The organism is Mucilaginibacter sp. P2_A5 (assembly GCF_056404995.1).
Genome location: NZ_JBFUCY010000021.1, coordinates 111414 through 137991 on the forward strand (window position 1 = coordinate 111414; position 26578 = coordinate 137991).

General features: G+C 41.8%; 28 protein-coding genes. 15 read left to right on the plus strand and 13 right to left on the minus strand.

The genetic code is table 11. The features are described 5' to 3' along the window. Positions 1–12: 12 nt before the first annotated feature. The 4 genes from AC1DXF_RS19230 to AC1DXF_RS19245 form a co-directional block, all read right to left on the minus strand. Complete coding sequence (locus tag AC1DXF_RS19230) at positions 13–894, minus strand: ABC transporter ATP-binding protein (RefSeq protein ID WP_477450320.1); 882 nt, start codon at positions 892–894, stop codon at positions 13–15. Between the two features lie 33 nt (positions 895–927). Next, positions 928–1713, minus strand: coding sequence for an ABC transporter permease (locus AC1DXF_RS19235; protein ID WP_477450321.1), 786 nt, complete (start codon positions 1711–1713; stop codon positions 928–930). A 78-nt stretch (positions 1714–1791) separates the two neighbouring features. Further along, positions 1792–3009 (minus strand): CmpA/NrtA family ABC transporter substrate-binding protein, encoded by a 1218-nt coding sequence (locus AC1DXF_RS19240; RefSeq protein ID WP_477450322.1) that lies wholly within the window; start codon positions 3007–3009, stop codon positions 1792–1794. A 29-nt stretch (positions 3010–3038) separates the two neighbouring features. Beyond that, positions 3039–4646, minus strand: a complete 1608-nt coding sequence (locus tag AC1DXF_RS19245) for an alginate export family protein (RefSeq protein ID WP_477450323.1) — start codon at positions 4644–4646, stop codon at positions 3039–3041. A 440-nt stretch (positions 4647–5086) separates the two neighbouring features. On the opposite strand from AC1DXF_RS19245, the gene AC1DXF_RS19250 reads away from it, so the two are divergent. Beyond that, positions 5087–5782, plus strand: a complete 696-nt coding sequence (locus AC1DXF_RS19250; RefSeq protein ID WP_477450324.1) for a Crp/Fnr family transcriptional regulator — start codon at positions 5087–5089, stop codon at positions 5780–5782. A 220-nt stretch (positions 5783–6002) separates the two neighbouring features. Here the strand turns inward: AC1DXF_RS19250 and nirD are convergent, their stop codons facing one another. Continuing rightward, on the minus strand, positions 6003–6353 hold the full coding sequence (gene nirD / locus AC1DXF_RS19255; RefSeq protein ID WP_477450325.1) for a nitrite reductase small subunit NirD: 351 nt from the start codon (positions 6351–6353) through the stop codon (positions 6003–6005). Between the two features lie 90 nt (positions 6354–6443). Beyond that, the gene (gene nirB, locus AC1DXF_RS19260; protein ID WP_477450326.1) at positions 6444–8939 is read right to left on the minus strand and encodes a nitrite reductase large subunit NirB; all 2496 of its coding nucleotides are present in this window, start codon (positions 8937–8939) and stop codon (positions 6444–6446) included. Positions 8940–9227: 288 nt separating this feature from the next. On the opposite strand from nirB, the gene cobA reads away from it, so the two are divergent. From cobA to AC1DXF_RS19285, 5 genes are all read left to right on the plus strand, one after another. After that, positions 9228–9956: a uroporphyrinogen-III C-methyltransferase gene (cobA, locus tag AC1DXF_RS19265; RefSeq protein WP_477450327.1), complete on the plus strand. Its 729-nt coding sequence runs from the start codon at positions 9228–9230 to the stop codon at positions 9954–9956. Between the two features lie 6 nt (positions 9957–9962). Continuing rightward, a complete protein-coding gene (locus AC1DXF_RS19270) occupies positions 9963–10331 on the plus strand; it encodes a DUF7009 family protein (RefSeq protein ID WP_477450328.1) in 369 nt (122 codons plus the stop codon). A gap of 269 nt (positions 10332–10600) precedes the next feature. Continuing rightward, a complete protein-coding gene (locus AC1DXF_RS19275; RefSeq protein ID WP_477450329.1) occupies positions 10601–11149 on the plus strand; it encodes a hypothetical protein in 549 nt (182 codons plus the stop codon). Positions 11150–11551: 402 nt separating this feature from the next. Beyond that, positions 11552–13789 carry a CRTAC1 family protein gene (locus tag AC1DXF_RS19280; RefSeq protein WP_477450330.1) on the plus strand — a complete coding sequence of 746 codons (2238 nt, stop codon included), beginning with the start codon at positions 11552–11554 and terminating at the stop codon, positions 13787–13789. A gap of 102 nt (positions 13790–13891) precedes the next feature. Then, complete coding sequence (locus AC1DXF_RS19285) at positions 13892–14266, plus strand: hypothetical protein (protein ID WP_477450331.1); 375 nt, start codon at positions 13892–13894, stop codon at positions 14264–14266. A gap of 93 nt (positions 14267–14359) precedes the next feature. On the opposite strand, the gene AC1DXF_RS19290 is transcribed toward AC1DXF_RS19285, so the two are convergent. Beyond that, on the minus strand, positions 14360–14971 hold the full coding sequence (locus tag AC1DXF_RS19290) for a SprT-like domain-containing protein (protein WP_477450332.1): 612 nt from the start codon (positions 14969–14971) through the stop codon (positions 14360–14362). A 271-nt stretch (positions 14972–15242) separates the two neighbouring features. On the opposite strand from AC1DXF_RS19290, the gene AC1DXF_RS19295 reads away from it, so the two are divergent. After that, positions 15243–16484, plus strand: a complete 1242-nt coding sequence (locus AC1DXF_RS19295; protein ID WP_477450333.1) for a TPR end-of-group domain-containing protein — start codon at positions 15243–15245, stop codon at positions 16482–16484. Between the two features lie 118 nt (positions 16485–16602). On the opposite strand, the gene AC1DXF_RS19300 is transcribed toward AC1DXF_RS19295, so the two are convergent. Beyond that, positions 16603–17469 (minus strand): DUF808 domain-containing protein, encoded by an 867-nt coding sequence (locus AC1DXF_RS19300; RefSeq protein WP_477450334.1) that lies wholly within the window; start codon positions 17467–17469, stop codon positions 16603–16605. A 160-nt stretch (positions 17470–17629) separates the two neighbouring features. Between AC1DXF_RS19300 and AC1DXF_RS19305 the strand changes: the two genes are divergently transcribed. The 7 genes from AC1DXF_RS19305 to AC1DXF_RS19335 are packed head-to-tail and all read left to right on the plus strand — an operon-like array spanning position 17630 to position 22942. Then, positions 17630–18589 (plus strand): fibronectin type III domain-containing protein, encoded by a 960-nt coding sequence (locus AC1DXF_RS19305; RefSeq protein ID WP_477450335.1) that lies wholly within the window; start codon positions 17630–17632, stop codon positions 18587–18589. A 10-nt stretch (positions 18590–18599) separates the two neighbouring features. After that, a complete protein-coding gene (locus AC1DXF_RS19310) occupies positions 18600–19103 on the plus strand; it encodes a hypothetical protein (RefSeq protein WP_477450336.1) in 504 nt (167 codons plus the stop codon). Then, a complete protein-coding gene (locus tag AC1DXF_RS19315) occupies positions 19104–19700 on the plus strand; it encodes a toxin-antitoxin system YwqK family antitoxin (protein ID WP_477450337.1) in 597 nt (198 codons plus the stop codon). After that, entirely contained in the window at positions 19693–20958 is a 1266-nt protein-coding gene (locus tag AC1DXF_RS19320) for a hypothetical protein (protein WP_477450338.1), read from the plus strand. The genes AC1DXF_RS19315 and AC1DXF_RS19320 overlap by 8 nt, the downstream gene beginning before the upstream one ends. After that, positions 20940–21314 carry a hypothetical protein gene (locus AC1DXF_RS19325; protein ID WP_477450339.1) on the plus strand — a complete coding sequence of 125 codons (375 nt, stop codon included), beginning with the start codon at positions 20940–20942 and terminating at the stop codon, positions 21312–21314. Before AC1DXF_RS19320 ends, AC1DXF_RS19325 begins: the two co-directional genes overlap by 19 nt. Further along, positions 21301–21804: a PulJ/GspJ family protein gene (locus AC1DXF_RS19330; protein ID WP_477450340.1), complete on the plus strand. Its 504-nt coding sequence runs from the start codon at positions 21301–21303 to the stop codon at positions 21802–21804. Before AC1DXF_RS19325 ends, AC1DXF_RS19330 begins: the two co-directional genes overlap by 14 nt. Then, a complete protein-coding gene (locus AC1DXF_RS19335) occupies positions 21791–22942 on the plus strand; it encodes a type II secretion system F family protein (protein WP_477450341.1) in 1152 nt (383 codons plus the stop codon). Before AC1DXF_RS19330 ends, AC1DXF_RS19335 begins: the two co-directional genes overlap by 14 nt. Positions 22943–23041: 99 nt before the next feature. Here AC1DXF_RS19335 and AC1DXF_RS19340 read toward each other — a convergent pair whose 3' ends face one another. From AC1DXF_RS19340 to AC1DXF_RS19355, 4 genes are all read right to left on the minus strand, one after another. Then, positions 23042–23284 carry a hypothetical protein gene (locus AC1DXF_RS19340; RefSeq protein ID WP_477450342.1) on the minus strand — a complete coding sequence of 81 codons (243 nt, stop codon included), beginning with the start codon at positions 23282–23284 and terminating at the stop codon, positions 23042–23044. Positions 23285–23435: 151 nt separating this feature from the next. Continuing rightward, complete coding sequence (locus AC1DXF_RS19345; protein WP_477450343.1) at positions 23436–23822, minus strand: hypothetical protein; 387 nt, start codon at positions 23820–23822, stop codon at positions 23436–23438. Positions 23823–24223: 401 nt separating this feature from the next. Then, the gene (locus tag AC1DXF_RS19350; RefSeq protein ID WP_477450344.1) at positions 24224–24781 is read right to left on the minus strand and encodes a suppressor of fused domain protein; all 558 of its coding nucleotides are present in this window, start codon (positions 24779–24781) and stop codon (positions 24224–24226) included. A gap of 335 nt (positions 24782–25116) precedes the next feature. Then, positions 25117–25584 (minus strand): hypothetical protein, encoded by a 468-nt coding sequence (locus AC1DXF_RS19355; RefSeq protein ID WP_477450345.1) that lies wholly within the window; start codon positions 25582–25584, stop codon positions 25117–25119. A 320-nt stretch (positions 25585–25904) separates the two neighbouring features. On the opposite strand from AC1DXF_RS19355, the gene AC1DXF_RS19360 reads away from it, so the two are divergent. Next, entirely contained in the window at positions 25905–26183 is a 279-nt protein-coding gene (locus AC1DXF_RS19360) for a group II intron maturase-specific domain-containing protein (protein ID WP_477450347.1), read from the plus strand. Between the two features lie 178 nt (positions 26184–26361). On the opposite strand, the gene AC1DXF_RS19365 is transcribed toward AC1DXF_RS19360, so the two are convergent. Further along, positions 26362–26578: transposase (locus tag AC1DXF_RS19365; protein ID WP_477447344.1), on the minus strand; the 217-nt coding region annotated here is incomplete at its 5' end.

Consider the following 26578-nt stretch of genomic DNA (forward strand, 5'->3'; position numbering starts at 1 on the left):
GTTGGTATATTATTAATGTTCTTCGTCATCTATAGAAAACTTATCAATCAGTAAATTCAATAAGCGGTCGTGAATTTCCATATACATAGGATCGTGTACTATAAATTTTTTATTACGCGGCCTTGGCAATGGTACATCTACAATTTCTTTTATAGTAGCCGCAGGGCCATTGTTCATAACCACTACCCTGTCTGCCAAAAAAATGGCTTCTTCAATATCATGCGTAACCATTACAATGGTTTTTTCGCGATGATCAAGGTTCCATAGTTTCAGCAGTTCAACGTGCATGGCACTTTTGGTCAAGGCATCAAGCGCACCAAAAGGCTCATCAAGTAATAATATTTTGGGATTGATAGCAAAAGCGCGGGCTATAGCCACCCGTTGCTTCATACCGCCCGAAAGCTGGCCGGGCAACTTATCTTTATGCTCCCAAAGATTTACCATTCTTAAATTAGTTTCCACTAATTTAACCCGCTCTGCAGCAGGCACCTCTTTTAGGGCGGCGCCAACTGCTACTTCAATATTTTTATAAACCGTAAGCCACGGAAGCAGGGAATAATTTTGAAACACAATTCCTCTGTCGGGCCCCGGCGAGTTTACTTTTTTGCCATTGGCATACACCTCGCCGCTTGTTGGTTTAACCATGCCGCTTATGGTGCTCATCAGGGTTGATTTGCCACAGCCGGAGTGGCCTATCAGCGCTACTATTTCGCCTTTTTTTACCGTTAAATCAATTTCTTTAACAGCGGTATATATTCCTTTGGGCGTTTTAAAACTAACTGTCACATTATTTATCTGGATGCTGACCGGCGCATTGGCGGCTTGTTCCAAAATAATTTCAGCAGTTGCAGTAATGTCATCCTCTGGTGGTGCAATTATTGACGTGTTACTCATAAAATTAAGTTTTTAATAAATGATAATTAATTTTTAAACCGCGTACGAGAATTTTTGCTGTAACCAGGTAAAACACTTATCCAGCAATGACCCAACTACTCCTATTATTATAATAGCTACTAAAATTTTTGCTACGCTTCCTCCGTTAAATCCCTCTTCCCAAACAAAGTTGCCCAGGCCAATTCCTCCCGAAAGCATTTCGCCGGCAACAATTACCATCCAGGCAATACCTATTGATAGCCTTAAGCCGGTAACAATATGGGGCAAACTAAAAGGCAATAATATTTTGGTAAGGTATTTCCACTTTGAAAAACCGAAGGCCTTGCTCACATTTTTATGATCCTGCGGAATGTGCGCGGCGCCGAAAGCCGCATTGATTAAAGTGGGCCACAAACAGCATATAAAAATCATAAAAATGCTGGCCTTTGGCGAGTCCTGGAAAATGGCCAGCCCTAATGGGAACCAGGCCAGGGGCGAAACAGGTTTTAAAATTTGCACCATCGGGTTAATAACCCGCATAGCTATTTTGCTGCTCCCCATAATTAAGCCAATGGGTATTGCAAATAAACTGCCCAAACCAAAACCAATGCTTACCCGGCTAAGCGAACTTAGCAGTTTGGTGCCTATCCCTTTCTGGTCGGCATCGTTTTGAAATGGATGCTGTATTACCTCCTTAAAAACAGTCCAGGTAGCCGATGGCGCAGGAATTTCGTTTTTAGTGAGCTTAGCTATTAAAGCCCATATACCGCCCATAATGATCATGCCTGCCAGGAAATAGCCTACCGACAGGGCCGTTTTTACTGAAAATAATTGCTTCATATCATTTTAATGTTTTGGTAAAACCTGCCGGGCCATATAAGCCCGGCAGGTTTTTTCCATGTTAAATAACTATTCAAACTATTTTTTTGAACCGGCTATATATGGCGCCGGGTTCTTCGGATCAAAAACAATGGTTTCCAGGTTGGTTTTAAAAGGTTTCATATCCTCCTGCACAGGTACTCCCATGCTTTTAGCAACCTCGGCGTATAAATCATCCAGGATTAATTTTTGCGCTACTCCCGAATAATCCGGAGCGCTGCTGATCATTCCAAAACGCATGTACTGGGCCATAAACCAAATACCGTATGATAGTTTTGGTGTATTTACAGCGCCATTGTTGTAAAACAACATATAATCATCCTTGTATTTTTGCACACCCAGGTCGCAACCAATTTCTGTTGAACCCATTAACCGGGCCTCAATAACCTGTACCGGGGCATTCACATAATTGGGTTTGCTTAATAAAAGCGCTGCCTTTTTGCGGTTGCTCATTACATCAAGCCATTTACAGGCCTCAATAAGGGCTTTCATTACATTTTTAAGGTCCTCTTTATCGCCTTCGGCAAAAGCCTTGTTGGCTACCAGCGCTTTTTCCGGATGATTTTTCCAGATGTCCTGGCTGGATATTTGGGTAAACCCAATTCCCTGTGTTGCGGCTACACCATTCCATGGTTCGCCTACGCTAAAGCCTTCCATATTGTCAACTTTCATGTTGGCTACCATTTGCGGCGGCGGTATGGTGATAATACCCACCGATTTTGAATTTACACCGCAAGCTGCCAGCCAGTTACGCAACCATATATCGTGCGTGCCGCCCGGAAACGTCATAGCAAAAGTTACTTCCTTACGGGCTTTTACTTCTTTAATTGCGCCGGCTACCTTTTTCAAGTCGCGGAAACCAACCAGCCCGCAAAAATCTTTCGATAAGGTAATGGCCTGGCCGTTGTTATTAAGGATCATGGCAATTTTCATTTCCGATCCTGCTTTACCACCAATACCGGTGTAAACCGAAAACGGCATCGAAAACAGGCAGTGCGCAGCATCCAGTTCGCCATTTAATATTTTATCGCGAATAACCGCCCATGATGCTTCTTTTGATAATTGCACATCAACACCATATTTGGCAAAAAAGCCCATTTCTTTTGCAATTACCAGCGGGGCACAGTCTGTTAACGGGATAAAGCCCAGCTTAACTACTCTTTTTGGTGGTTTGGCAGCAGCGCCACTTACCAAAAGTAAAGCGCACAAACACCATAATAGTATGGGCTTGTAATATTTTTGTATGTGTATATTCATTGCAGGCATTTTAAGTTTTAATGATTTAGTTATTGTTTAATAGCTACCGGTTTGCTGTAAAAAAAGTCGGGGGTAAATTTTAACATTACATAAGCCCAGGTACCTGTTTTATTAAAGGTTGCAGCAGTAGCATCGTTTACGGCTTGTGCTTTGGCAAACGGCATACTGTCTGTAGCTTTCATCAACGAGTAAGCCAATTCAATATTGGTAAACTTGTTCATGTTATAGCTAAACTGTAAATCAGCTTCTTTACCCAGGTTTCTTTTAATAGTTGTGCCGTCTGCTTTTTTCATATCCTGGTTCAATGAAAAGGAATGCAGATCGAGGCCTAAAGCAAAGGAGTTGGCGGTATATTTAAATTTGATGTAAGGGTTGCTTAAACCACCTTTAGGCGATCCGGTGCCAGCATAAAAATAATCCATATAGCCCCAAAACTTATGAGGAGTGCCGTACAACGGATCAAACGAATTGTTTTTCCCTAATGCCTGATCGGCAACGGTTGTACCGGATAATACATCATAACCTGGTGTTACGCTGAAAAGATCTTTTTGGTAAGTTGCCGCAACAGTATAGTGGTAAGCACCCATGGTTTTGCCATCCCTGTCTTTACCCGATTGACGGTAATAAGCTGCCTGGATAGCTATTTTGCCAAAACCCGAGGCATTGCCAATAGTAGGGCTCAGCATTAACCCATAGGTATAGCGTTTATTAATACCATAATTATAAGTATCAGCTGCGCCATTTGGCACAAACCGCCTGCCATATACATACCCGGCAGTTGCGCTGCCTACAGAATCGAGGCGGTATTTACCGAAGTTGTCGTTCAAAAACAATATGGACATTTTGGTTTGATTAAACTTTTTGCTGATATACAAACTGGTGAACGATTTGTAGTTTTGCGTTGCCCCATTGGTACCGGCAGGGTTTGTAAATAATGGAGTACCGGTTTTTGAACTGTTGTTTGCTGCGCTTCCTGCTGCAGTTAACGGAACAATACCGGCCGGAAGCGGCACCAGCGTACCTAAACTATTTTTAATATATGCAGGTAAATTCCCTGGCAAATAACCGGTGTTGGTTACACCATTGGCATCTGTGTTTTGATTGTAAGCAAAACCCAGGTCAACCTGCCAGCCGTGGTGCACAGCTTTTAATAAGGCCATATCGTGCTGGCGTGCCTGTTGCAACCAATCAAGGTTACCAATAAGGCGCGAATCATCATAAATTAATTCCTGGCGGCCTATTTTAAAGGTAAGCAAATCCAATAACTTAAACTTAACGTTAGTATCGGCTTTGTTGGCCAGCGTTAGCTCGGCCCAGCCTTCGTGTAACATGAAGCGGTTACCATCCGCTGCTGATATGGTTGAAGCATCAGCTCCCCATACCCTAATATCCTGAACACTAACGCCAAATGTTAAAAGATCCCATTTATAACCAAAATTTAAACGGGTGCGTTGCGAAATAAAGTCGGCGCTTTTTGCGCCCTTTGGTACAAGGTTACCATAGCCGTCACGGGCTTCTCCCCGGATACGTAATTGCCCTGCCAGGCTAAACTGGGCCTTTGCAATGTTAATTTGTAAGGTGCCTGAAATTAAAATTACGGCGAATATTATGAATTTATAACGTACATTTTTATACATTTGAATTGGTTTTTTATTTGTTAAAGCGATTAAAAACTATACTGGCCCTGTCTCGGAATGCGACCTCCCGACAGGGCTTTTTTTTATATTTTTTTTATTTTCACCATAGGCGACATCTTTTTTTTAATAATTCCTGATTTAATTTAATAAATATATCGTATTTAATGAATAAATGCAAATATTTGCATCGAAAAGTAAATTTTTATGATTAAAATCATGTAATTATTAATTTTTTATCAAAATTTTAAATTTCATGGGTTTAAAAATTACCAAAATATGTTTTTGATAATTTTCAAGCAGATAAAAATTGAATAATTCGCAATTAAATTCGATAAAAATCAATATTCATCAACTTAAACTACCTAAACGCATTAAATTTTAACAATTAACACGATTTTTATCACTATTTTTAATAAAAAACAAGAGAAACTAGATACTAAATGAAAAAGAACATTCATTGCGACAATCAAACTTGCACTTTATGCAAAAGTTGTATAAAAGAATGGTTGCCAGCCATTGCCGCAAACAGAAAAAACTTCAAAGTTAAGAAAGGACAGGTCATTTTCAGCGAAGGCGATCCGGTTACCGGAATCTATTTTGTGTACCAGGGAAATGTGAAAGTTCACAAAAAATGGGGCTCAGATAAGGAACTCATCATCCGTTTTGCCAATAATGGAGCCATTTTTGGGCACAGAGTGTTAGGAAAACATGCAACTCATTACCCAATTTCGGCAACAGCGCTCGAAAATGGTATAATATGTTATGTTGATATGGAATTTTTTGAAGCAACTTTAAAAGTAAACCCTCAATATACCTACCAGTTGATGTTATTTTTTGCTGATGAATTACAGGAAGCAGAAAAGAAGATGCGCAACCTGGCACATATGCCTGTTAAAGGCCGCGTTGCCCATGCTTTGGTATCACTAAAAGATCAGTTTGGCATTAACAAAGATGGCCATATTGATATTGAGCTTACCCGCCAGGACCTGGCCTCCTATGCCGGCGCAACTTATGAAACCGTTTTCAGGGTGGTGAACGAGCTGACCCAGGAAGACATCATCAGCACCAACGGCAAAAAGATCAGTATTGTTAACCAGGAAAAATTATTCATTTTAACACAGGATACCAACCAGTAGTATATATAATATCGAATAATGAATTTTGAATGCCCAACACCGAAGCCTCTCCTTCATTATTCGGTATTGAGCATTCAGTGTTCGATATTTATTTGTTAGCAGTTCCTAAACCTAACCACATTTTAGACAGATCGGGCACGGGCCGCCTGTTTGCATAAAAAAGGCGGCAACCCTTTTGGATCCCCGCCTTAATTAGCTTCAATTTTTTTTCCGGTATTCCTCAGGCAATGCCCACAAATACCTTACCGTCGGTAACCTTTACGGGATAGGTTTTGATAACCAGTTCCTCTTCGCCAATACACTCGCCGGTAAGTAATGAGAATGCTTTTTTATGGAACGGGCAGGCAACCTTCGGCTCACAGCTTTCGCCGGTACTGCCTATCATTCCCCGTGAAATAGCCATTTGCTGTTTATGCGGACAAAGATTTTGAGTTGCATACCACTCGCCCCTTCGGGTAAAATTAAAAATAGCTATCTGCTCATCGCCATGTTTTACGCACGATCCGCCGTTTTCCGGCACGTCATCTACATAACATGCCAGTATCCATTTAATTTCTATCGCTGTTTCCATTGTGTTATATTTTTATCAGCCCCACATGCTCTTATCAAACATGTGGCCTTCTTTTTTTGACTTTTGAATTTTGATTTTTTACTTTGAAACCTACCACCCTTTAGCTTTCACCTGTTCGCGCATTGGTTCAAACTGCGCGGTCGGGTCTTTCTCTTCGGGTGCATTTATAAAGTGGGCAAAACGTTTGCGCATGGCCGGATTTTCAACCACCTCTTTCCACTCGCAGTGATAGGTATCCACCAACGTTTGCATTTCTTCTTCCAATTTTTCGGCCAGGCCAAGGCTATCGTTTACAATTACATTTTTAAGATAGCTCATTCCGCCATCCAGCTTATTAAGCCAGGTTGCAGTACGGGTTAGCGGGTCGGCGGTTTTGATATAAAACATCAGGAACCTATCCAGGTATTTTACCAACGTTTCTTTATCAATATCGGTAGCTAATAATTGTGCATGCTGTGGTTTTGAGCCACCATTGCCACATATGTACAGGTTCCAGCCTTTTTCGGTAGCTATAATCCCAAAATCCTTTGATTGCGCTTCGGCACATTCACGTACGCAGCCGCTCACGCCACCTTTAAGTTTGTGAGGTGCACGGATACCTTTATACCTATCTTCAATCTCAATAGCAAAAGTTACACTATCATGCAAACCAAACCTGCACCAGGTGCTACCCACGCAGCTTTTTACCGTACGCAAAGCTTTGCCGTATGCGTGGCCGCTTTCAAAACCGGCATCTATCAGCTCTTCCCAAATTAATGGCAAATCGCTTAAGTGTGCACCAAACAAATCAATGCGTTGGCCGCCGGTTATTTTGGTATACAATCCGTATCGTTTAGCCACCTGACCAATCACTATCAGTTTGTCGGGTGTAATTTCTCCTCCGGGGATACGTGGCACTACAGAATAAGTACCGCCTTTTTGAATATTGGCCAAAAACCTGTCGTTGCTATCCTGTATTACTTCTTGTTTTACAATTACATCATTCCACAGGCTCGATAGAATGCTGGCAACAACCGGCTTACAAGTTTCGCAGCCATCGCCTTTACCGTAATGGTCAAGTACCAGGTCGTAATTTTTAAGCTTATTTATTTTTACCAGGTCAAACAGCTCCTGGCGCGAGTAGTCAAAATGCTCGCAAATTACATTTTTAACATACTGCCCGTTTGCCTTCAAAGTACCGGCAATCAAATCTTTCACCAGTGGCACACAACCACCGCAGCCTGTACCGGCCTTGGTGCATTTTTTCATGCCATCAATACTGGCAACGCCGCCATCGGTTACCGCCGAGCAAATTGCTCCCTTGGTTACCGCCTCGCATGAGCAAATAAGCGCATCGTCGGGCAGGTTCATTACGCCCGCGCCTTCGCTTGCAGCACCGCCTCTTGATCCCAGGATCAAATCTTCCGGATCGGGCGGCAATACAATTTTATTATTAACCGTTTGCAGTAGCATATTGTAAGCCTCTGCATCGCCTATTAAAATACCGCCCAATAGGTTTTTGCCGTCATTGGTAATGTTAATGCGTTTGTAAATTCCCTTATGGGTATCTTCAAACAAAATGGTGCGGCAATCGGGTTCGGTTATAAAGGCATCGCCAAAACTGGCTACATCAACACCAATTAATTTTAATTTGGTACTCATATCGTACCCATAAAAAGATTTGTCGGCCGCGGTTAAATGAGCGGCTGCAATATCAGCCATCTCATAACCGGGCGCTATCAAACCATAAATCATTCCTTCGTATAAGGCACATTCGCCAATGGCATAAATATGCTCATCGCTGGTTTGCATTTTTTCGTTCACCACAATACCGCCGCGGGTGCCTACATGCAGACCGGCCAGTTTTGCCAGCTCATCGCGCGGGCGGATACCTGCAGATATTACCAGCATATCTACCACAAGCTGGCTATCGTCATTAAACCTTAGTGATTGAATTTTTTTATCGCCAACAATGGCTGCTGTACTTTTATTTAAATGGATGTGTAAACCCAGCTGGCTTAGTTTCATTTGCAGCATATTGCTGCCTGCCGAATCTATCTGCCTTGGCATTAGCCGCGGCGCAAATTCAATAACATGTGTTTCTGTAATGCCCAGGTCAATCAAAGCCTTGGCAGCCTCCAGACCCAGCAAACCGCCGCCCATAACAGCGCCCGATTTGGCGTTGGCCGCGCAGGCTTTTATAAGCTCCAGGTCTTCGATGGTACGATATACAAATACGCCCTCTTTTTCTATCCCCGGAATATCGGGCACAAAAGCAGATGAACCGGTTGCTAAAACCAGGTAATCGTATTTTAAAGTAACGCCTTTTAATGAGTGGATTGTTTTTTCGGAACGGTTAATCTCCTGGATAGGATCGTCCAAATGCAGAGCGATACCATTGTCGGTATACCACGATAAAGTGGAGAGCGACAAATCATCGGCAGTTTTGCCATTAAAATATTCGCTCAGGTGCACCCTGTCATAAGCGTGACGGGGCTCTTCGCCAAAAACAATTATTTGGAACTGGGTTGATCTGGCTAAAAGCTTCTCGCAAAACTTATAGCCCACCATACCGTTGCCTACAACAATAATGGTTGGTTTTGACATATCGAAATTTTTTAAATGTTAAAGCAATTTTCAAACTTAAATGAATCAAATACGACCCTGATTTCATTTACATCACAATTATAACTCAAAAAAATGGCAAATAAAAATTTTTTTCAAGTTTTTTATTAAATAAATCATGTTTATTGATGTTTTAATTGTTAATTTAGTGCTAATGATATAATTTAAGTCATTATTTATGTTGATTGTAAATAATGATTTTAACGTTTTAACAAAATCATCAAAATAAAATGGCCTAAAAACCTGTTTTTTGATGCAAAATTTCAAAATATGCAAAAAATAATTGAAAATCCGGTTCTTTTTGTACTTGGAGCAGGTCCCGGAGACCCGGAATTGATAACAATGAAGGGATATAAGGTATTACAACAGGCAAATGTGGTATTATATGACAACCTGGCCAATAAAGAACTGCTGGATATTTGCAGAGATGATTGCGAAAAGGTATATGTAGGCAAACAACCCTATGGCGATTACACCCCGCAAGAAACCATTCATGAGCTGATAAAGCATTACGCCTTTACCAAAGGCAATGTGGTAAGGCTAAAGGGTGGCGATCCGTTTATATTTGGCCGCGGCTTTGAAGAAATAATTTACGCCCGGCAACATGGCATAACTACACAGTACATACCAGGTGTTACCAGCATGCAGGCATCGGGCCTTCAGGATATTCCTTTAACCCACCGCCTGGTGAGCGAAAGTGTTTGGATGGTTACAGGAACCAAAAAAGATGGCAGCTTATCTGCCGACCTGGCCTGCGCTATGCAAAGCAATGCAACAGTAGTTATATATATGGGCATGAAAAAACTGGCCGAAATTGCCCTTGCCTATACTACAGCGGACAAAGGGGATACACCCGCAGCTATCATACAGCATGCATCGCTTCCGCATCAAAAATCAGCACGGGGGCAAGTTAAAAACCTGGCGGCTATGGCTGCAGCGCAACAGCTTACCTATCCGGCTATTATTATCATAGGTGATGTAGTTGACGTTAACAATTAAACAGTTATGAAAATCAGGATAAAAGGCAACTCGTTACGCTATCGCCTCACCAAAACCGACATAGCGAACTTTGACCGGGACGGCTACCTGGAAGAAACAACCAATTTTGGTTCCCAGGTATTCAAATATGCCCTACAACGCACTATCTGCGAGTATTTAACGGCAGATTTTGCCAACAACACCATTACCTTATATATGCCCGCCGCCCTGGCGCTTGAATGGACAAGTACCGACCGCGTTGGCTATGAGAATAACAGCCCCCAAATGTACCTGTTGGTTGAAAAGGATTTTAAATGCCTGGATAACGTAGCCGAAGATCAAAGCGATAATTACCCTAACCCTTTGGTTGAAAATTTCACGAAGAAAGACCTGTAGGCTATTATAAAGCAGCTTTTGCAGAACACATGCAGATCTGGCGTAGTTACATAGGCCGGCAATTAAAAGTTATTCATCGGTGCGTACATATGATCAATATGGAAAACCAGGCGTATAATCAATATTTACTGTTTTCAGCTGACAATCAGGGTTAATTTCAACACCCCTTTTCAATCAATAGATATTAATATTTACTTATAGTTATAAATAAATTTTGAAAACATATTTATAAGTCGCACCTTTAGATATCTTTATACCTATAAATCAGATTGAAAAAGATTGTTGCCTTTTTATTGCTAAGTATTCACCTGCTAAATATCGGCGGGCAATTGGCATTGCATCAATATCTGGTTTATAAAACCAATAAGTTCTACAACCAGCAGGTGAGCAAAGGTTTATATGATGTTAAAGACCTGACCGAAATAGCTATACCTGTTAATTTACCCAATATTCATGATTGGAAACGGTTTGAAAACATAGCCGGACAAATACAGTTTGGTAATACCAATTACAATTACGTAAAAATGAAGGTAACCCGGACTGCTATACACCTCATGTGCATTCCTAATTACGAAACTACGCGCCCGGTTGATAAAAATGTACTGAATGCCAAGGGTGTTAAAGATATCCCGGTGCCGCAAAAAGACCATGTGCCGTATGGCAAAATCATTATGCAGGATAACGTTAGTTTAACCTTTGCAAATATTGTGTTTTGTTGCCCTATAAAATATCTTCAAAAAAATATTGTACATCCTGTACAGCAGCCGGTGCATTTTCACCAGGATATTCCCGAGCAGCCGCCTAAAGTTTCCTGCTAATTTTCTTATTGCCTAATCCGTTAAGGATACTATCAACTAATATTTAATGTTGTGTTTTCAGGTGTATTTGCCTGTGCTGAGTTGTAAATCCCGGGGGCTCCGAACTGGAAATGACAAAAAAATTATGTCATTGCGAGGAACGAAGCAATCGCGAACGATGCAAAATCCGCTGTGCTTGCGACGAGATTGCCACGCTATCGCTCGCAATGACATGATAAAACATTTCGATTTTTTACACAACACTCTAAATGCATAGTTGATAGTTTATTAGCCGGATTGGCAACCTGTTTGGCTCTGGCTTTGCCCCGCCCAACTTTACCAGCTTGCATTAACACTTTAATTTATTTAAAAAGCAAGTGTTTAAAACAATACCACTTTTAGACAACATCACATCAGCCCAAAATGAAAATAAAAATAGCCGCAGCCCTAACGCTCATTGTAGCAATAGGCTTTACCATAATAGCATCCAGCCCCAAATCATCGCACCAGGAAATGATAGAGATGCTTGACCAATTGAATAAAAAAAACACCAACATGGCAAACCCGTTTAACCCCGAGGTAAAAATTGCCTACTGCGATTCGTTGGTTAAAATACCGCCTAATGACCAGGACTCCTACCTGTTGTCGGCCCAGGCATCGCTATTGCTTATGGCGGGACAGGAAGAAAAATCTGTAAGTATTTATGAAAAAATAATAGACAGACTGGAATTTATGCCATCAGACAGGCTCTTGTCCGAGGCGGGTATTGCCTATATGCGCCTGGGCGAACGCAGCAATTGCATGCTTAACCACACTGGCTCGTCGTGCATTTTTCCGATCAAAGATGATGGTGTACATAAACTGCAAACCGGATCAAGAAAAGCCATTCAAATTTATAAAACCATTTTAAGGGTACATCCCGATGATATGGAATCAAGGTGGCTGCTCAACATAGCTTACATGACACTGGGCGAATACCCTAAAAAGGTGCCAAAAGATGTTTTGATCCCTGGTTTGAATGCCGATAGCGTAGCCGGACAAAAGCCATTTAAAGATATTGCTAAAAGCCTTGGCCTTAATGTTAATGGCCGGGCCGGCGGGGTTGCCGTTGACGATTTTAACAACGATGGCTATCTTGATATCATCACATCGGCCTGGGATTTGAGCGACCCGATGCATTATTTTGAAAACAACAAGGATGGCACATTTACCGATCGAACCGAATACAGCGGGCTTAAAGGAATAACCGGCGGACTTAATATTCAGCAAACAGATTATAATAACGACGGCAATATCGATCTTTTTGTATTAAGGGGCGCCTGGCTCACCAAAGGCTATGGTAACCAGCCCAGCTCATTGCTGCGTAACAATGGCGATGGTACTTTTACTGATGTAACCATACCAAGCGGTCTGTTATATTACCATCCAACGCAAACAGCCACCTGGGCCGATTTTAATAACGACGGATGGCTGGATGTTTTTGTTGGAACCGAGACATCAACACAGGATATGGACGGCAATTCATCAACATGTATGCTGTACATTAATAACCACGATGGTACATTTACCAATGTTACCAAAGAAGCGCACTGCGATGTTGTATCATTTGTAAAGGGCGTTACATCTGCCGATTATGATAACGATGGTTACCCGGATATCTTTATTTCCACCATGACCGGCGCCAAGTACCTGCTCAGGAACAAAGGCATTAAAGGCGGCAAGATTGATTTTGAAGACGTAACTCAAAAAGCCGGTTTTGCTCAAAATAAAGAACGGACTTTTACTACCTGGTTTTATGATTATGACAATGATGGCTGGCAGGACGTACTGGTGAGCGATTATAACTTTAACCGCCCGCTGGCTTATTACAGCGCCGCGGCAGCTTTAGGTAAAGCCGTGCCGGATGCCGGGAACGTGTTTTTATACCACAACAACCACAATGGTACTTTTACCAATGTAACCAGCGAGGTTGGTTTAGATAAGGTGGTGTACAGCATGGGGGGCAACTTTGGTGATATTGATAATGATGGCTACCTGGATATGTATTTTGGAACAGGTAATCCCGATTTCAGGTCGTTGGTGCCTAATAAAATGTTCAGAAATGATGGCGGGAAAAAATTTATTGACATCACCACGTCGTCTCGACTGGGCAACCTGCAAAAGGGGCATGGTATTGCCTTTGCCGATTTAAGGAATACCGGCAACCAGGATATATTTGCCCAAATGGGCGGCGCCTACATCGGCGATTCGTACACCAGCTCGTTATACCTTAACCCGCGTAATAACAACAATAATTGGATAAGCTTAAAGCTTGATGGCGTAAAAGCCAATAAGGTAGCTATAGGGAGCCACATTAAACTAACATTTACCGAAAATGGCGTAAAACGAAGTGTTTATAAAGACGTAAACTCCGGCGGAAGCTTTGGATCATCGCCGTTACGACAGGAAATTGGCATAGGGCAGGCTAAAGTAATTGACGATATTGAAATAAAGTGGGCTGGCAGCGGTGCTGTTCAGCATTTTACAAATGTAACGCCAAACCAGTTTTTGAGGATAACCGAAGGCGTTGATCAATATAAAGTAACACAATTGGCTAAATTAACTTTTATTGACAAACAGGATATGACAATGTGTATGCCTATGGCGGCAAAAACAAATTAACTTGTAAGTTTGTTTGATAAATGTGTTGGCAGCTTATTTGTTTTTGAATAAAACCAACTACATTTAAATAAAATAACGAACAATCTTAATCAAACCTAAAAGATGAAAAAATTACTTTTATTATGCTGCCTGTTTATTGGATTAACAACAGCAAGCTTTGCCCAAACCGCAGCCGGCAGCAAGCCGGAAGAAAAAGCGATGGAACTGCAAAAAAAGTTAAAACTTACTGATCCGCAATGCAAAAAAGTTGCTGCTATCTATACAGAATCGTCGGCAAAGTTTGACAAAATTAAAACTGAAACCAAAGGTGATAACACCAAGATGCTGGTTGCTATTGAGCCGCTGCGCACGGCAACAATAAAAAAAATCAAGGCTGTTTTAACCCCTGCACAAAAGCTAAAATATGATGAGTTGGTAAAAAGTTCAAAAGCTGCAGGCGGTACAGGCTGGAGCGACGGCTGGAGCGCAAGCAAATAATATAAGGCAGCCCTGATAAAGGGTACGACTAAAAAGTGTCGTCTCAAGAAAAGGGGGAAGAAGCCGTGCTTCTTCTCCCTTTTCTTTTAATTTTCAATCTTCTACCAATTCCACCTCGGCCACGGGGCTAAACAAATAAACCCGTTTGGTTTTTATCTCTACGCATTTAAACCGCTTGCGTAATTGCTCTTCCTTTCTAAAAACACGGTCGCCTTTTATTTTGAACAAGGCTTTAAAGGGAACTTTTTCAACTGTCAGCATCGCTTCTTTTGGCGCATCGTATTTGCGCAGGGAACGGTACAGGTTCAAATCCGAACAGCTTGAAGCCGCCGGGTTATCCAGGTAACTCACAATTGCGTGTTTAACATCGGGCGGAAAAATGTCCTTTTCAAAAAAAGGCTGCATCATCCGTTTAAAATTATTTTTCCACTCGGTACCATGTGGCCGGGCTTTTTGCTTATGCTCATTCCAGGTATGCAGATGGGCAAATTCATGTACGGTGGTAACCAAAAAAGCGTACGGGTTAAGATCATAATTCACAGAGATGCGGTGACCTTTCCCTGCATAAGGCGAACGGTAATCGCCAAATTTGGTACCGCGGTTGCGCGAAATTTTAAACTCGCATTTAAAGTAGTCAATCCAGCGACCAATGAGCGGAGCAGCATCGGGCGGAAGATACCTTTCTAAAACTTTTACTTTATCCAATTTTTACCTCAACACAAATATAACGATTTCGCAGGATTATCATATCTGTGATAAAAAGCTTTAGTAAAAAGTGACAGGTTCCTGTGAATAACCAAAGAAGCACCTGCAAATAAGCGCCCACCTGACAAACCATCTTTGCCCCTGGCGGCCGGCATTAAATAGGGCATAATAGATAAATTAATACGAATCATTATTTCCGGGGCATCAAAAGTATTTTTAAATTGCTGCAACATTTTATCCCGACGAAGCATCTTGTAAGAAAACCTACGCCATGAAACAACTATTATTATCTGTACTTTTTATTGCCACCACTCTTTTTGCCGGGGCACAGCAGCAATCACCCGCAGAAGTTGCCGAATTCAAAAACTATACTACCAAACTTGAAAATGAACGCCGTGCCGCAACCGACAAGAAAGAATATATTATAGCCGGCAATTTATGCGCCGAATGGATAAATAAATATGAGCACGCCTCACGTGTTATAGTTCAAAACTTTAAAGGCTGGAACCCAGGGATGTATTACAACCTGGCCTGTTATTTAAACTTACAGGGCAAAAAAGAAGCAGCGCTTACCGCGCTTGAAAAATGCGTAACCCTTGGCTATGCCAATTATTCGAACACCAAAGTTGATACCGACCTGGAAAGCCTGCATGGGGATAAGCGCTTTAAAGCCGCACTGCAAACCCTGCGCGAACGCGGCGACATGACCTATGTGCTACAAAGATCGGGGGACTATAATCAGGAGCTAAGTAAAAACCTCCCCACATTCAGTTATCAGCCGGCAACCGCACCCGAACTGCTTAACTTTAAAAACAAGTATAATTTAGATTCCATCAGCGGAAATAAAGACGAGATCAGCAAGTTTAAAAACCTGCTTCACTGGGTGCACAATGCCGTAAAGCACGATGGTGGCTCCAACAACCCGGCATCAAAAAACGCGATAGATTTAATTGAGGTTTGCAAAAAAGAAAACCGTGGTGTTAACTGCCGTATGATGGCCACCATATTAAAGGATGCTTACCAGGCCGAAGGTTTTAAGGCCCGCATGGTTACCTGCATGCCTAAGGATACAGCCGATAACGATTGCCATGTGATAACTGTGGTATGGTCAAACACGCTGAACAAATGGGTATGGATGGACCCTACCTTTAATGCTTATGTAAGCGATACCAAAGGCAACTTGCTCAATATTGAAGAGGTTAGGGCCATGCTCATTAAAAACGGCACCGATGATCTTGTTTTAAACGATGACGCCAACTGGAATAACCAAAACAAGCAAACCAAAGATTATTATCTTGGATATTATATGTCTAAAAATCTTTACTGGCTGCAATGCCCGGTTAAAAGCGAGTGGGATTTGGAAACCTATAAGGAAGGCAAACCGACCAGCGAATACATTAACCTTTATCCTGGTAACTATAACAGCAGCCAGGTTAAAAAAGCAACCAGCGGCTCGGTTAAATACCCTACGGGTAACCCGGTTTATTTTTGGCAAAAACCTTCAGGCATTTAATGATATCTGCGCCGTTTGTTTACCTGGTTTGATGTTGTTGCCTGCGCTGTAACCTACTTTATACCCGGAATGATTATTTTATAAAAACACAAACGCCATTATCACTTGATTTACGGGGTTATTTCTTGAAAAATGACAATATCTTTTGGCCGCCTGTAAGCATTGCTACCGTAATCAGGCCGGCAACCAATCCTATCATGAGCTCCCTGATCATTGATGGCAGGTTGGGCAGTAAATGATGAAGATATTCGATATTGTGAGCGAAAATTCCACCAGAAACCAACACCAAAGCAATTGTTCCAACAACGCTTAATAGCTTGATAATAACCGGTAGCGATTTAACCAGTAAAACACCCACGACCGAAAAGAACCCTTTGTTTTGAGAGTACTTAATCAATTTATAGCCGGCATCATCCATCCTGACAATAATTGCAACTATGCCGTAAACGCCTATTGTTGCCAGGAACGCAACCACCGAAACGGTTATAACCTGTATCGCCAGGCCCTTTTCTGCTACAGAGCCCAGCGCAATAATTACAATCTCGATAGACAGAATAAAGTCGGTTGTGATAGCCGATTTAACTTTTGTTTTTTCGGCATTGGCATCGTTTTGTTCACTTTCTTTAATTACCTGGTGTGCCGCTTTTGAACGATGAAAAAGGTATTCAATTATTTTTTCAACTCCTTCATAAGCCAGGTAGAAGCCTCCTAAAACCAGGGAGATTTTAACAGCCACCGGGAAAAACACATTTAATAATAAAGCAACGGGAACAATGATAAGCTTATTAACTAACGAGCCTTTTGTAATAGCCCATAGCACGGGCAATTCACGCGACGATAAAAAACCTGTAGCTTTTTCGGCATTCACTGCTAAATCGTCGCCCAATATGCCTGTAGTTTTGCGCGCCGCTACTTTAGCGGTCACCGCTACATCATCCATCAAAGCACCTATATCGTCCAAAATCGCAAAAAAACCTGATGCCATGTTTCCTTTTTGTTGTAGGCTGTAAAATATAAATTAAACCTGATTTTATGTGATAATTTAAGCAATCCGGCAATTATAGGGTTTGAGATAACGGTGGAAAGTAAAAAGAACGCTTATATTGTTTTCATACAATTAATACTTATTCCTAAATTAGTCGGGAATGAAACTTAAACACTTATTTTACATTTTCCCTGTCTTTTTGGCTTTAAACGAACTGCTTTCGTCATGTAAAGAGTTCATAGAACCTTCAATTGCCAAAAGGCAGGTGACGCTTGAAGCTCCTGCAGACCAGTACCAGAGCACTAAATACACAATAAACTTTTGGTGGGACGGTGTGGAAGACGCATTGGCATACCGGTTGCAAGTGGTTACACCCGGTTTTGACTCCGTTGGTAGCCTGATATTGGACACACTTGTTAAGGACAATAAATTTACCTCGACGCTGGAACCAGGCAACTATCAATGGCGGGTAAGAGCGGAAAACGGCAGTTCGCAGACTGATTATTCGGCGGCCAGGAGCTTTGTTGTTGAGCAGTCTTCACTAATTAGTCAAACGGTAACGCTATCCTCCCCGGCCAATAACACCGTGAGCAGCCAGAATACGGCCAGCTTTAAGTGGAACAGCCTTTACGGCGCCACCAAATACCAGGTAGAAATTGACACCAATAACTTTACAAATGAAAACGTACTGGTTTATAACCAGGTTGTGCCCGGGCTTCAAATCAATTTTACTTTTCCTAAAGACCAGGTATATAGCTGGCGGGTAAGGGCAGAAAATGAAACCGAGCAATCCAAATGGTCGGCTGTTAATTATGTCACCTATCAATTGCCGCTGCCCGGCCAGGTAAGCCTGGTATCGCCTGCGAACGAAAGTTCTGTCAGTTTGCCGGTTCAACTGAGCTGGAATTCTGTTACAGGTGTACCGGGTTATAAATTATATGTATTTAAAAGTGATTCAACCACTTTATATAGTAACAATTTCCCAATGACAGTTAATTCCACCGGATACAGCTTTAATCTTGGCGTTACCGGCGAGAAAATATATTGGAAAGTAAGCGCCTTAAATGCTTCGGGAAAGGAAGGCAAAGCCAGCGGATTGAGGAACTTTGTATTGTTTTAAACGGAATGTGATGATTAAAAAAAACAAAGTGTTAACGATTGGGCTGATCCTTGTGGTTTGCACTGTGTGGGGATTGATAATTTATCGGATCATAATGGCTTACAGCGGTGGGGCCGACGATGCTTTGACACCTCCACCAACGCCCAAAGAAATTTTTAACGATTATACTGTGGCCAAAGACACTGGCCATCTCCAGTTGAATTACAGAGATCCTTTTGGACTGGCGGCGAAAAAAGATACCGCAAAACCTTCAGTCAGAAACCGGTCAACGTCCGGAATATCGAGAATGAACGTGACGCCGCCTTTTAACTGGGATATCATCCGGTATTCAGGATATATCAAAAATCCCAATTCTAAAAAACTAATCGCTTTTATGAAAGTCAACGGCCAGGAGGCTATGATGAGTGAGGGCGAAACCGTGGGACAGTTCAAACTGCTTCGGAACATGAAAGATTCCGTGTTGGTGAAGCATGAAGGCAAAACCAAATATATTCATATCCAACCTGCAAATTAAATGAAGCTTATTTACACATTCCTTTTTCTATTGGTTTACAGCGGTGCATTTGGGCAAAAAATGCCAGATTATGGCTTGCATAAGATAAGGATCGCCGATACCGACAGAACAATATTAGCAGAAATCATACCCGTTAATTCCAATCCGGAGCCGCAAAGCGAGCTGACTTATTACTGGTATGCAACCAATAAGGTGCATGTTCTTCAGGGTGGCTACAGCGGCCGGCTATTAAACGGCACCTATACTGAAACGTACCTGAACCATAATCCACGGACACAAGGCACTTTTAAAAAAGGCTTAAAGGATGGTACCTGGAAGGACTGGGACGAGCGCGGTACGCTGATACAGGTTGTGAACTGGCGGAATGGCATACGTTCTGGCGCCTTCAGCTTTTTTAACCAGGATGGCAGGCTGAAAGAAAGCGGCGAGTATCGTTTTAATGAATTAAATGGCCCTGTCGTTTTTCACGAGGGACCCGATTCGACAAGGACAGTTTATTACAGCAATGGCAAAGCCTTGAATGGTAAGCCCAGGTCATTTTTCAACAAGATCAATATTTTTAAAAAGAAGCCCAGGCAGGGCAAAGGCCATGCTTAAAGGCTCGGCGCTCTATATTGTTATTATTATCAGCCTGGTAATTGCCCTGATCTGTTCGGCCCTGGTGCTGACCGCTTATTTTTTCCGGGGGCAATACCTGGTAAAATCCCGGTTCGACCGCTTGCAGGATAACCTTTCTTCGGGTGTACATATATTACTGCGTACTAAAGACACCGCTTACTTACAAGGGAAAACATTGAGCTTATTCAATAATGGCGACGATTCTGTACATCTCAAAAATATCCGTTGGGGCATCTATGATATTGGCGTTGTAGAGGCATTCAAACAACAAGACACCTTAATAAAAATATTTTCTACAGCTTTCGGAATCGATTCATCCAAATGGGCAGCAATCTATCTGATCGACGAAGACAGGCCTGTATCGGTAAGTGGCAAAACGGCCATCTTAGGCGATGCTTACCTGCCAAAAGCCGGGGTGAAAGCTGCATATGTAGACAACAAAGCCTATGAAGGAGACAAAAGGCTGGTTGTTGGGAAGATACAAGACAGTCAACGCAACCTGCCGCCACTGAACGAAAGCCGCCTGAAGGTGCTTGATGAATTGTTTAATATGCAAAGGGGCCCGGTCAATACAAATTGGAAAACAGACACACCGCACCGTTCGTTTCGCTGCCCAACCGAGGTAGTTAACCTTGGCAATAACCCCTATATTTTAAAAAACACCAGGCTGTCGGGCAATATTATCCTGTATGCAGATACGTTGCTTACGATAGATAGTACCGCTACATTGAATGATGTGCTGGTGTTTGCAAAGGCCATCGTTGTTAAAAGTGGTTTCCATGGGAACTGTCAGCTCTTCGCTTCAGATTCGATTAGTATCGAAAGAAATTGCCGGCTGGAATATCCTTCGTGCCTGGGCCTGCTCCGTTACAAATCGCCCGTGGTAGGATTCCCGCCACAAATTAATGTCGGCCAAAACTCCAGGGTTAGCGGCGTAATATTTACTTATGAAAAAGAGGCCTCGGCCCTGCCTGCAACCATCAGTGTGGGCAAAGGGGCCCAGATAAGCGGACAGATTTACGCACAACATGTTTTTTCGACTAAAGACAGCGCAATGGTTAAAGGAAGCGTTTTCACCGCGCGTTTTATGTACCAAACAGCATTTACCCGGTACGAAAACTACCTGATCAACCTGAAAATAGATGCCCCTGGCTTATCGCGATATTACCTGACCAGCGATCTTATCCCCGTAGCTTCAACCGAAAAAAAAATACTACAATGGCTGGAGATAAAATAACAAAAAAAGGCATGCTGGAGGCTGCTACCATTACAGAAGTGGTAATAGCTCTTGTAATCATCGTAGTAGTATTTGGCATGGCTATGATGATATTTGCCAATGTAACGCAGCAGGCAATCTCTACAAAAAAAATACGGGCGACAGCAGTGCTCCGAAATATTCTTTTAAAGACAAACCAGTCGCTGCAATTGCCCCAGGAACCATTTAACCAGGATGGCTTCAGGATTATACCCATCATTAAACCTGTTGAAAACGAGCCGGGCTTAAGCGAACTGTATTTGACCGCCTATGACGAAAACCAACAGGAAATAACAAAGATTGCCGAAATAATGATCAGTAAAGATGCTAAACCATAAATTAAAGGCATTCACCATTATGGAAGTAACCATTGCGCTGTTGGTGTCGGGGATATTAATCGCCATTGTTTACGTGGCATTTGCCGTGGTGAGCAATTCATATCATGCATTCCTGTTCAAAAACAGCGAGTCGGCTGATATGGCACAGCTCGACTTCCTGCTCAACCGGGACTTCCGCAAGGCAAACCTGATCACTAAAACTGATTCAGGCTTATTTTTGAAAAATAGCAATGACAGCACAAACTATATCTTTAACAGTAATTACCTTGTTCGTAAAAATGGTATCACAGATACTTTTAAAGTAAAAACAACCAGCGTAAATATGTATTTTGAGCAACATCTCGCAGGAATAACAGGAGAAGCGGAGGATAACAGGATTGACGAACTGGAATTTGATTTATCATTGCATAACGAGAAAATGACTTTTCATTATTATAAACAATATAGTTCTGCTGACCTTTTTAAACAGGATACCCATGCCGGCAATTGACCTGAGCCAATACGAAAAAAAGAAAGCGCCCAAACCCGGAAAACCTGCCGGAGAAGGGGGTATACTTGCATTTTTAAACAGGGATATTAGCTTCGGGGGCAAGGAACTCAACGATAAAAAAAAGGAATACCTGTACCTTGAACTAAGCTCACTCCTGTTGGCCGGGATCAATTTAAAAACCAGCCTGGAGCTGGTAACCGCCGAACAGGAAAAAGAAAGCGACAAAAAACTGTTTGCAGCCATACAAGATAGTGTATTGAATAATGGTATCGCCCTTTCCAAAGCCCTTGAAAAATCGGGTAGGTTTTCATTGTACGAGGTATACAGTATCCAAATTGGCGAAGAAACGGGCCAGCTGGCCATTGTGTTGCAGGATCTGGCTAAGTACTACCAGGGCCGAATCAAGCAAAGGCGCAAAATTGTATCAACACTCTCCTACCCCTGTATGGTATTGCTGTCTTCATTCGGCGCGGTGTATTTTATGCTGAAAGTAGTGGTGCCCATGTTTGCAGATGTACTGAAACGTTTTGGCGGGCAGCTACCATGGATCACAGAGCTGGTAATAACCATTTCCAAAGGACTGGAAACCTATTTCGTTCCGGTTTTCCTGTTGATTACAGCTATCGTCATCTTCCTTTTCCGTGTACGCAAAACAATAAGCTACCGCAAAATCTCGTCGGGCTTTGTGTTGAAGGTGCCCGTGGCCGGCAACCTGGTAAAAAAAATATATTTAGGACGGTTTTGTAATTCCATGCGCTTGCTTACAGGTTCGCATGTGCCGCTGTTGAGAGCTATTGCGCTGAGCAGGCAGATGGTAGGCTGGTACCCCATTGAATCATCCCTGCAAAAGGTGGAAGATGATATCATGAACGGTAAATCGTTGCACCAGAGCCTGCAGCAATTCAAAATATACCCGTCAAAAATGATCCAGTTGGTAAGGATTGGGGAAGAATCCAACAAGCTGGATTATTTTTTTGCCAAGATAGCCGAGCAGTACGCAGAGGAAGTAGAATACCAGACAGCCTCCCTCAGCAGTATCATGGAACCCCTTTTTATCATCGTAGTGGGCTTCCTGGTGGGGGTAATCATGATTGCCATGTACCTGCCGATGTTCCAGATGGGGAATACGTTTCAGTAGAATCCGGAGGGCGGATATCATAAAATCAGCATAGCCCAAAGTGTTGCGTTCGCAACAGGTGAAACAGCAAAAAATTACATATACCTAATAATCAATAAATTACCAATTGTCATATTTTGCAAGCCGAAACAAAAACCGCAACAGTGGATCAATGTATGGAGTTTGCAACTGGCATTGCCCGGAAAACACCTCCGGCAATACTTCCAACTTTTGAATTTTGATTTTTGACTTTTGAATTACCAGAGCGTTCCCCTCGCTGGTAGCAACGGCGGTCAGGCTTTCCGTTACAAGTCCTCGCTTTGCCTTTGCCGCCCCGGCCTGCCCGCGCTGTGGGCTTTTCACTACAATCCTTAACGCGAACTGCGGGGATACTAAAACTCTCGGATGAAATTAAATATCCGGGGGTTATATGTTTATTATTTAGCATGGCGTTTACCTATCAGCGGGCCACAAGGCTGGAGGCAGCGAAAGATTGGCAACACCTGTACTCTAATCAGCTAGCTATTTTTAAAACTAAAAACATTAATAGCAATAAAATAATCGGTTGCATAAATATTACCCAATTCTTTACTTTTTCATTTAATGGATGACTTGAGTTAATTTTTACTAAATCTAAATAATATTTTTTATGCATGTATCTTACAGCATTTAATGAGTAAATGCCAACGCCTAATACAAAAATACCAACCCAATAATATCTTTTTTCGATTACCGAAAGTGAAAGAGAAGTAAATTTTTGTACAAAAACAACCAACACTAATAACATAACAATTTGTACAACTCCGATAAAATTGAGTGTCATCATAATTGGATTAGGGTCTTTTTTATTTTTGTAAAAAACATAAATCCGATAAAAAATATAATCAAAGTATTTTAACATTTTTTTACAATTTTGATTACCCCACAACATGCCCAATCGCCGGGTTGCCTTACCTACAACAATAAGTCCCCCAGCCCAATTTTCAGCATTCCCAATTACTTTAGCACCATTTAAAAATTTAGCCCCCGCTGCCGCAAGGTACTGTTGTGCGCCCGCATGCTAAGTATACACCATGCCTTAAGGATAATCAACAATGTTTGTTATTAACCTTAAAGCCCTTGTATTGCTCTTTACTCCGTTTAAAAATACAAAATCCCGGATGAAACGTGCACCCGGGATTGGCATATTCATTACTTAGCATGACGTTTACCTATCAGCGGGCCACAAGGCTGGAGCCTTGCTGTAGCGACAAAAACTTGCGGTAGATGGGCATACGCAGCACGCATGCTGCCAGCAGAGACTTACACCACGCTATCGCGATTTGTATCCAAATAATCAAATTTAGGATCGTCAAATTTTTCTTCAAGTAATTCAACACCCTTCCTTTTTTTATATTTAAGTTCCTCTTTCGTTATTGGTATAAGCCAATAAAAATGAATAAATTGTTTACTTTGATTCGTATTTAATATTTCTAAAGCAACTCTGTCCAGATATGGCAATGAAATTAATCCATAGGAACATTCAGAATTTGACTGCCAAGCTTTTCCAAAATTGACTGTGTGATTAAGGCCAAGCTTTGTCTCTGTCTTATTGTAATAAGCTACAGTCGTCAACAATTCAATTAGACTGTCATCTTGGATGGATGAAAATAAATGTAATTCTATCGGATTTTCATCTGTCGGTGATGACATGCCGCAAGTTGCATATGTCCACATTTTTCTTTGCAAATTTGGCTCATATTCTAAAATACAAAATTCCGAGTCTAGCGCATTCATCGGACCCTTATTCCATTTCCTTATTCTATACTTGCGCTGCCAATTTTTCTGATAATGTTCGATTATTTTTTCAATGTATGCCATGTCTTTTTATTATCGCCCATGCGCCTTTTTTTGGGACTTTGAGTTGTTCACCAGCTACCGCAAGCCTTCTGATTATACGCCCGCATGCTAAGTATACACCCTGCCTTAAAGATAATCAACAATGTTTGTTATTAATCTTGAAGCTCTTGTATTACTCTTTTACTCCGTTTAAAAATACAAAATCCCGGATGAAACGTGCACCCGGGATTGGCATATTTATTACTTAGCATAGCGTTTACCTATCAGCGGGCCACCAGGCTGGAGGCTTGCGGTAGCGAAAAGTGCTTGCGGTAGCTGGGGCGGTAGACTACTGACAACAAGTGGCTGTGGCATCACTAATGACAATAGTGTGCTTTTATGATATTAAGCCTTTTCGTTTTTCTTTTGTCTACCGAAGTTAATATTTTGCAGAAATATGTTCTTTTTTTCAAGGCTATTTTTTCAATACTATCAAAATAGTCCTCCGCAAAATAGCCATCTACAAATTCCGATAAATACAAATATTTAATAAAAATTTCTCTGTTTTCATTAATTGATAGGCTTTCTATTTTTTTTAGCAAGCTTCGAAGAGATTTAGAAGTCTCCTCTTTATCGTCAAAAGAATAGAAAATTATTGCTTCTTCTTGTGTTGTTGGAATAACATATTTAATTGTTTTAAGATCAAATGTTTTATCATCATTTCGCAACAAACTGGCGAGAATTTTTTGATAGTCTTTTCTATTAAGACTGTCTGTTTTAGTTAAGGCACTTGTTATAGTTCCTGCTGTGAATAAAACGAGTAATAATGAGATAGTGTTTTTCATTTTTTTATTGCATTGGTTTAATGGCGTTTGCTATCCCCCCGCTGCCGCAAGCCTCCTGGCTTGTGCGCCCACATGCTAAGTATACGCCATGCCTTTAGGATAATCAACAATGTTTGTTGTTAGCCTTAAAGCTCTTGTATTGCTCTTTACTCTGTTTAAAAATACAAAATCCCGGACGAAACTTACATCCGGGATTCGCATATTTATTACTTAGCATAGCGTTTACCTATCAGCGGGCAACAAGGCTGGAGCCTTGCGGCAGCGAAAGTCGGTATCTGGCCTATTATCCAGCGATTAGTCGAAAATCGGAAAGCCGGATTATGCAAAGCTGGCAGCAAGTGGACTGGCATCGTCGGGACCTCAGCTTGCATGATATAGCAGCAGAAGTGAACGTTCAAATGAGGGGTATCTTTCAATATTATGGAAAGGTAAACCTGATTAGTTTGGGACGTATTGCTATGCACTTAGGCTTTCGCCTTGCCAAATGGGCTTTGAAGAAGTATAAGCGACTTAAGGGACATTACAGCAGGGCATATCGGTGGATAGGAACGCTGAAAATAAGCTATCCAAACCTGTTCTATCACTGGTCTTTCTTCTAATAATTCATGTGTATGACAGGAGCCGTATGATGGGAGACCATCACGTACGGTTCTGTGAGAGGCTTGGGCTGAAATGCCCTTGCCTACTCGACAAATCCTCGCTTTGCCATTGCCGCACCGGCCCGCCCGCGCTGTGGGCTTTTCACGGATCAGTCCGAAAAGTTGGGGGATAAAAAAGTCAGGCATATATTTTAGCAAGTCTGAATAGGAAGAAAGCAGTATCTCTAACGCCTCTTAAAGTGGCTCTAAAAGCTTTGACCTTAGCATTGAAAGATTCTGCCGAAGCGTTAGTACTTCTGTTATCGAAGAAGTTTAAGATAGATTCATAATGAGTTTGAACAGACCTTGCTACGGTTCTAAAAGCATCAATTCCTGCCTCTTCTACGTTGTTATAC

What these genes read in the sequence shown, in the direction of transcription:
- AC1DXF_RS19310 (WP_477450336.1), top strand. Translation starts at nt 18,600, where the DNA reads ATGATTAAAAAAAACAAAGTGTTAACGATTGGGCTGATCCTTGTGGTT.
- AC1DXF_RS19355 (WP_477450345.1), bottom strand. Translation starts at nt 25,584, where the DNA reads ATGAAAAACACTATCTCATTATTACTCGTTTTATTCACAGCAGGAACT.
- AC1DXF_RS19295 (WP_477450333.1), top strand. Translation starts at nt 15,243, where the DNA reads ATGAAACAACTATTATTATCTGTACTTTTTATTGCCACCACTCTTTTT.
- AC1DXF_RS19320 (WP_477450338.1), top strand. Translation starts at nt 19,693, where the DNA reads ATGCTTAAAGGCTCGGCGCTCTATATTGTTATTATTATCAGCCTGGTA.
- AC1DXF_RS19330 (WP_477450340.1), top strand. Translation starts at nt 21,301, where the DNA reads ATGCTAAACCATAAATTAAAGGCATTCACCATTATGGAAGTAACCATT.
- AC1DXF_RS19350 (WP_477450344.1), bottom strand. Translation starts at nt 24,781, where the DNA reads ATGGCATACATTGAAAAAATAATCGAACATTATCAGAAAAATTGGCAG.
- AC1DXF_RS19325 (WP_477450339.1), top strand. Translation starts at nt 20,940, where the DNA reads ATGGCTGGAGATAAAATAACAAAAAAAGGCATGCTGGAGGCTGCTACC.
- AC1DXF_RS19300 (WP_477450334.1), bottom strand. Translation starts at nt 17,469, where the DNA reads ATGGCATCAGGTTTTTTTGCGATTTTGGACGATATAGGTGCTTTGATG.
- AC1DXF_RS19305 (WP_477450335.1), top strand. Translation starts at nt 17,630, where the DNA reads ATGAAACTTAAACACTTATTTTACATTTTCCCTGTCTTTTTGGCTTTA.
- AC1DXF_RS19280 (WP_477450330.1), top strand. Translation starts at nt 11,552, where the DNA reads ATGAAAATAAAAATAGCCGCAGCCCTAACGCTCATTGTAGCAATAGGC.
- AC1DXF_RS19360 (WP_477450347.1), top strand. Translation starts at nt 25,905, where the DNA reads ATGCAAAGCTGGCAGCAAGTGGACTGGCATCGTCGGGACCTCAGCTTG.
- nirB (WP_477450326.1), bottom strand. Translation starts at nt 8,939, where the DNA reads ATGTCAAAACCAACCATTATTGTTGTAGGCAACGGTATGGTGGGCTAT.
- AC1DXF_RS19285 (WP_477450331.1), top strand. Translation starts at nt 13,892, where the DNA reads ATGAAAAAATTACTTTTATTATGCTGCCTGTTTATTGGATTAACAACA.
- nirD (WP_477450325.1), bottom strand. Translation starts at nt 6,353, where the DNA reads ATGGAAACAGCGATAGAAATTAAATGGATACTGGCATGTTATGTAGAT.
- cobA (WP_477450327.1), top strand. Translation starts at nt 9,228, where the DNA reads ATGCAAAAAATAATTGAAAATCCGGTTCTTTTTGTACTTGGAGCAGGT.
- AC1DXF_RS19270 (WP_477450328.1), top strand. Translation starts at nt 9,963, where the DNA reads ATGAAAATCAGGATAAAAGGCAACTCGTTACGCTATCGCCTCACCAAA.
- AC1DXF_RS19335 (WP_477450341.1), top strand. Translation starts at nt 21,791, where the DNA reads ATGCCGGCAATTGACCTGAGCCAATACGAAAAAAAGAAAGCGCCCAAA.
- AC1DXF_RS19345 (WP_477450343.1), bottom strand. Translation starts at nt 23,822, where the DNA reads ATGTTAAAATACTTTGATTATATTTTTTATCGGATTTATGTTTTTTAC.
- AC1DXF_RS19250 (WP_477450324.1), top strand. Translation starts at nt 5,087, where the DNA reads ATGAAAAAGAACATTCATTGCGACAATCAAACTTGCACTTTATGCAAA.
- AC1DXF_RS19240 (WP_477450322.1), bottom strand. Translation starts at nt 3,009, where the DNA reads ATGAATATACACATACAAAAATATTACAAGCCCATACTATTATGGTGT.
- AC1DXF_RS19230 (WP_477450320.1), bottom strand. Translation starts at nt 894, where the DNA reads ATGAGTAACACGTCAATAATTGCACCACCAGAGGATGACATTACTGCA.
- AC1DXF_RS19245 (WP_477450323.1), bottom strand. Translation starts at nt 4,646, where the DNA reads ATGTATAAAAATGTACGTTATAAATTCATAATATTCGCCGTAATTTTA.
- AC1DXF_RS19315 (WP_477450337.1), top strand. Translation starts at nt 19,104, where the DNA reads ATGAAGCTTATTTACACATTCCTTTTTCTATTGGTTTACAGCGGTGCA.
- AC1DXF_RS19235 (WP_477450321.1), bottom strand. Translation starts at nt 1,713, where the DNA reads ATGAAGCAATTATTTTCAGTAAAAACGGCCCTGTCGGTAGGCTATTTC.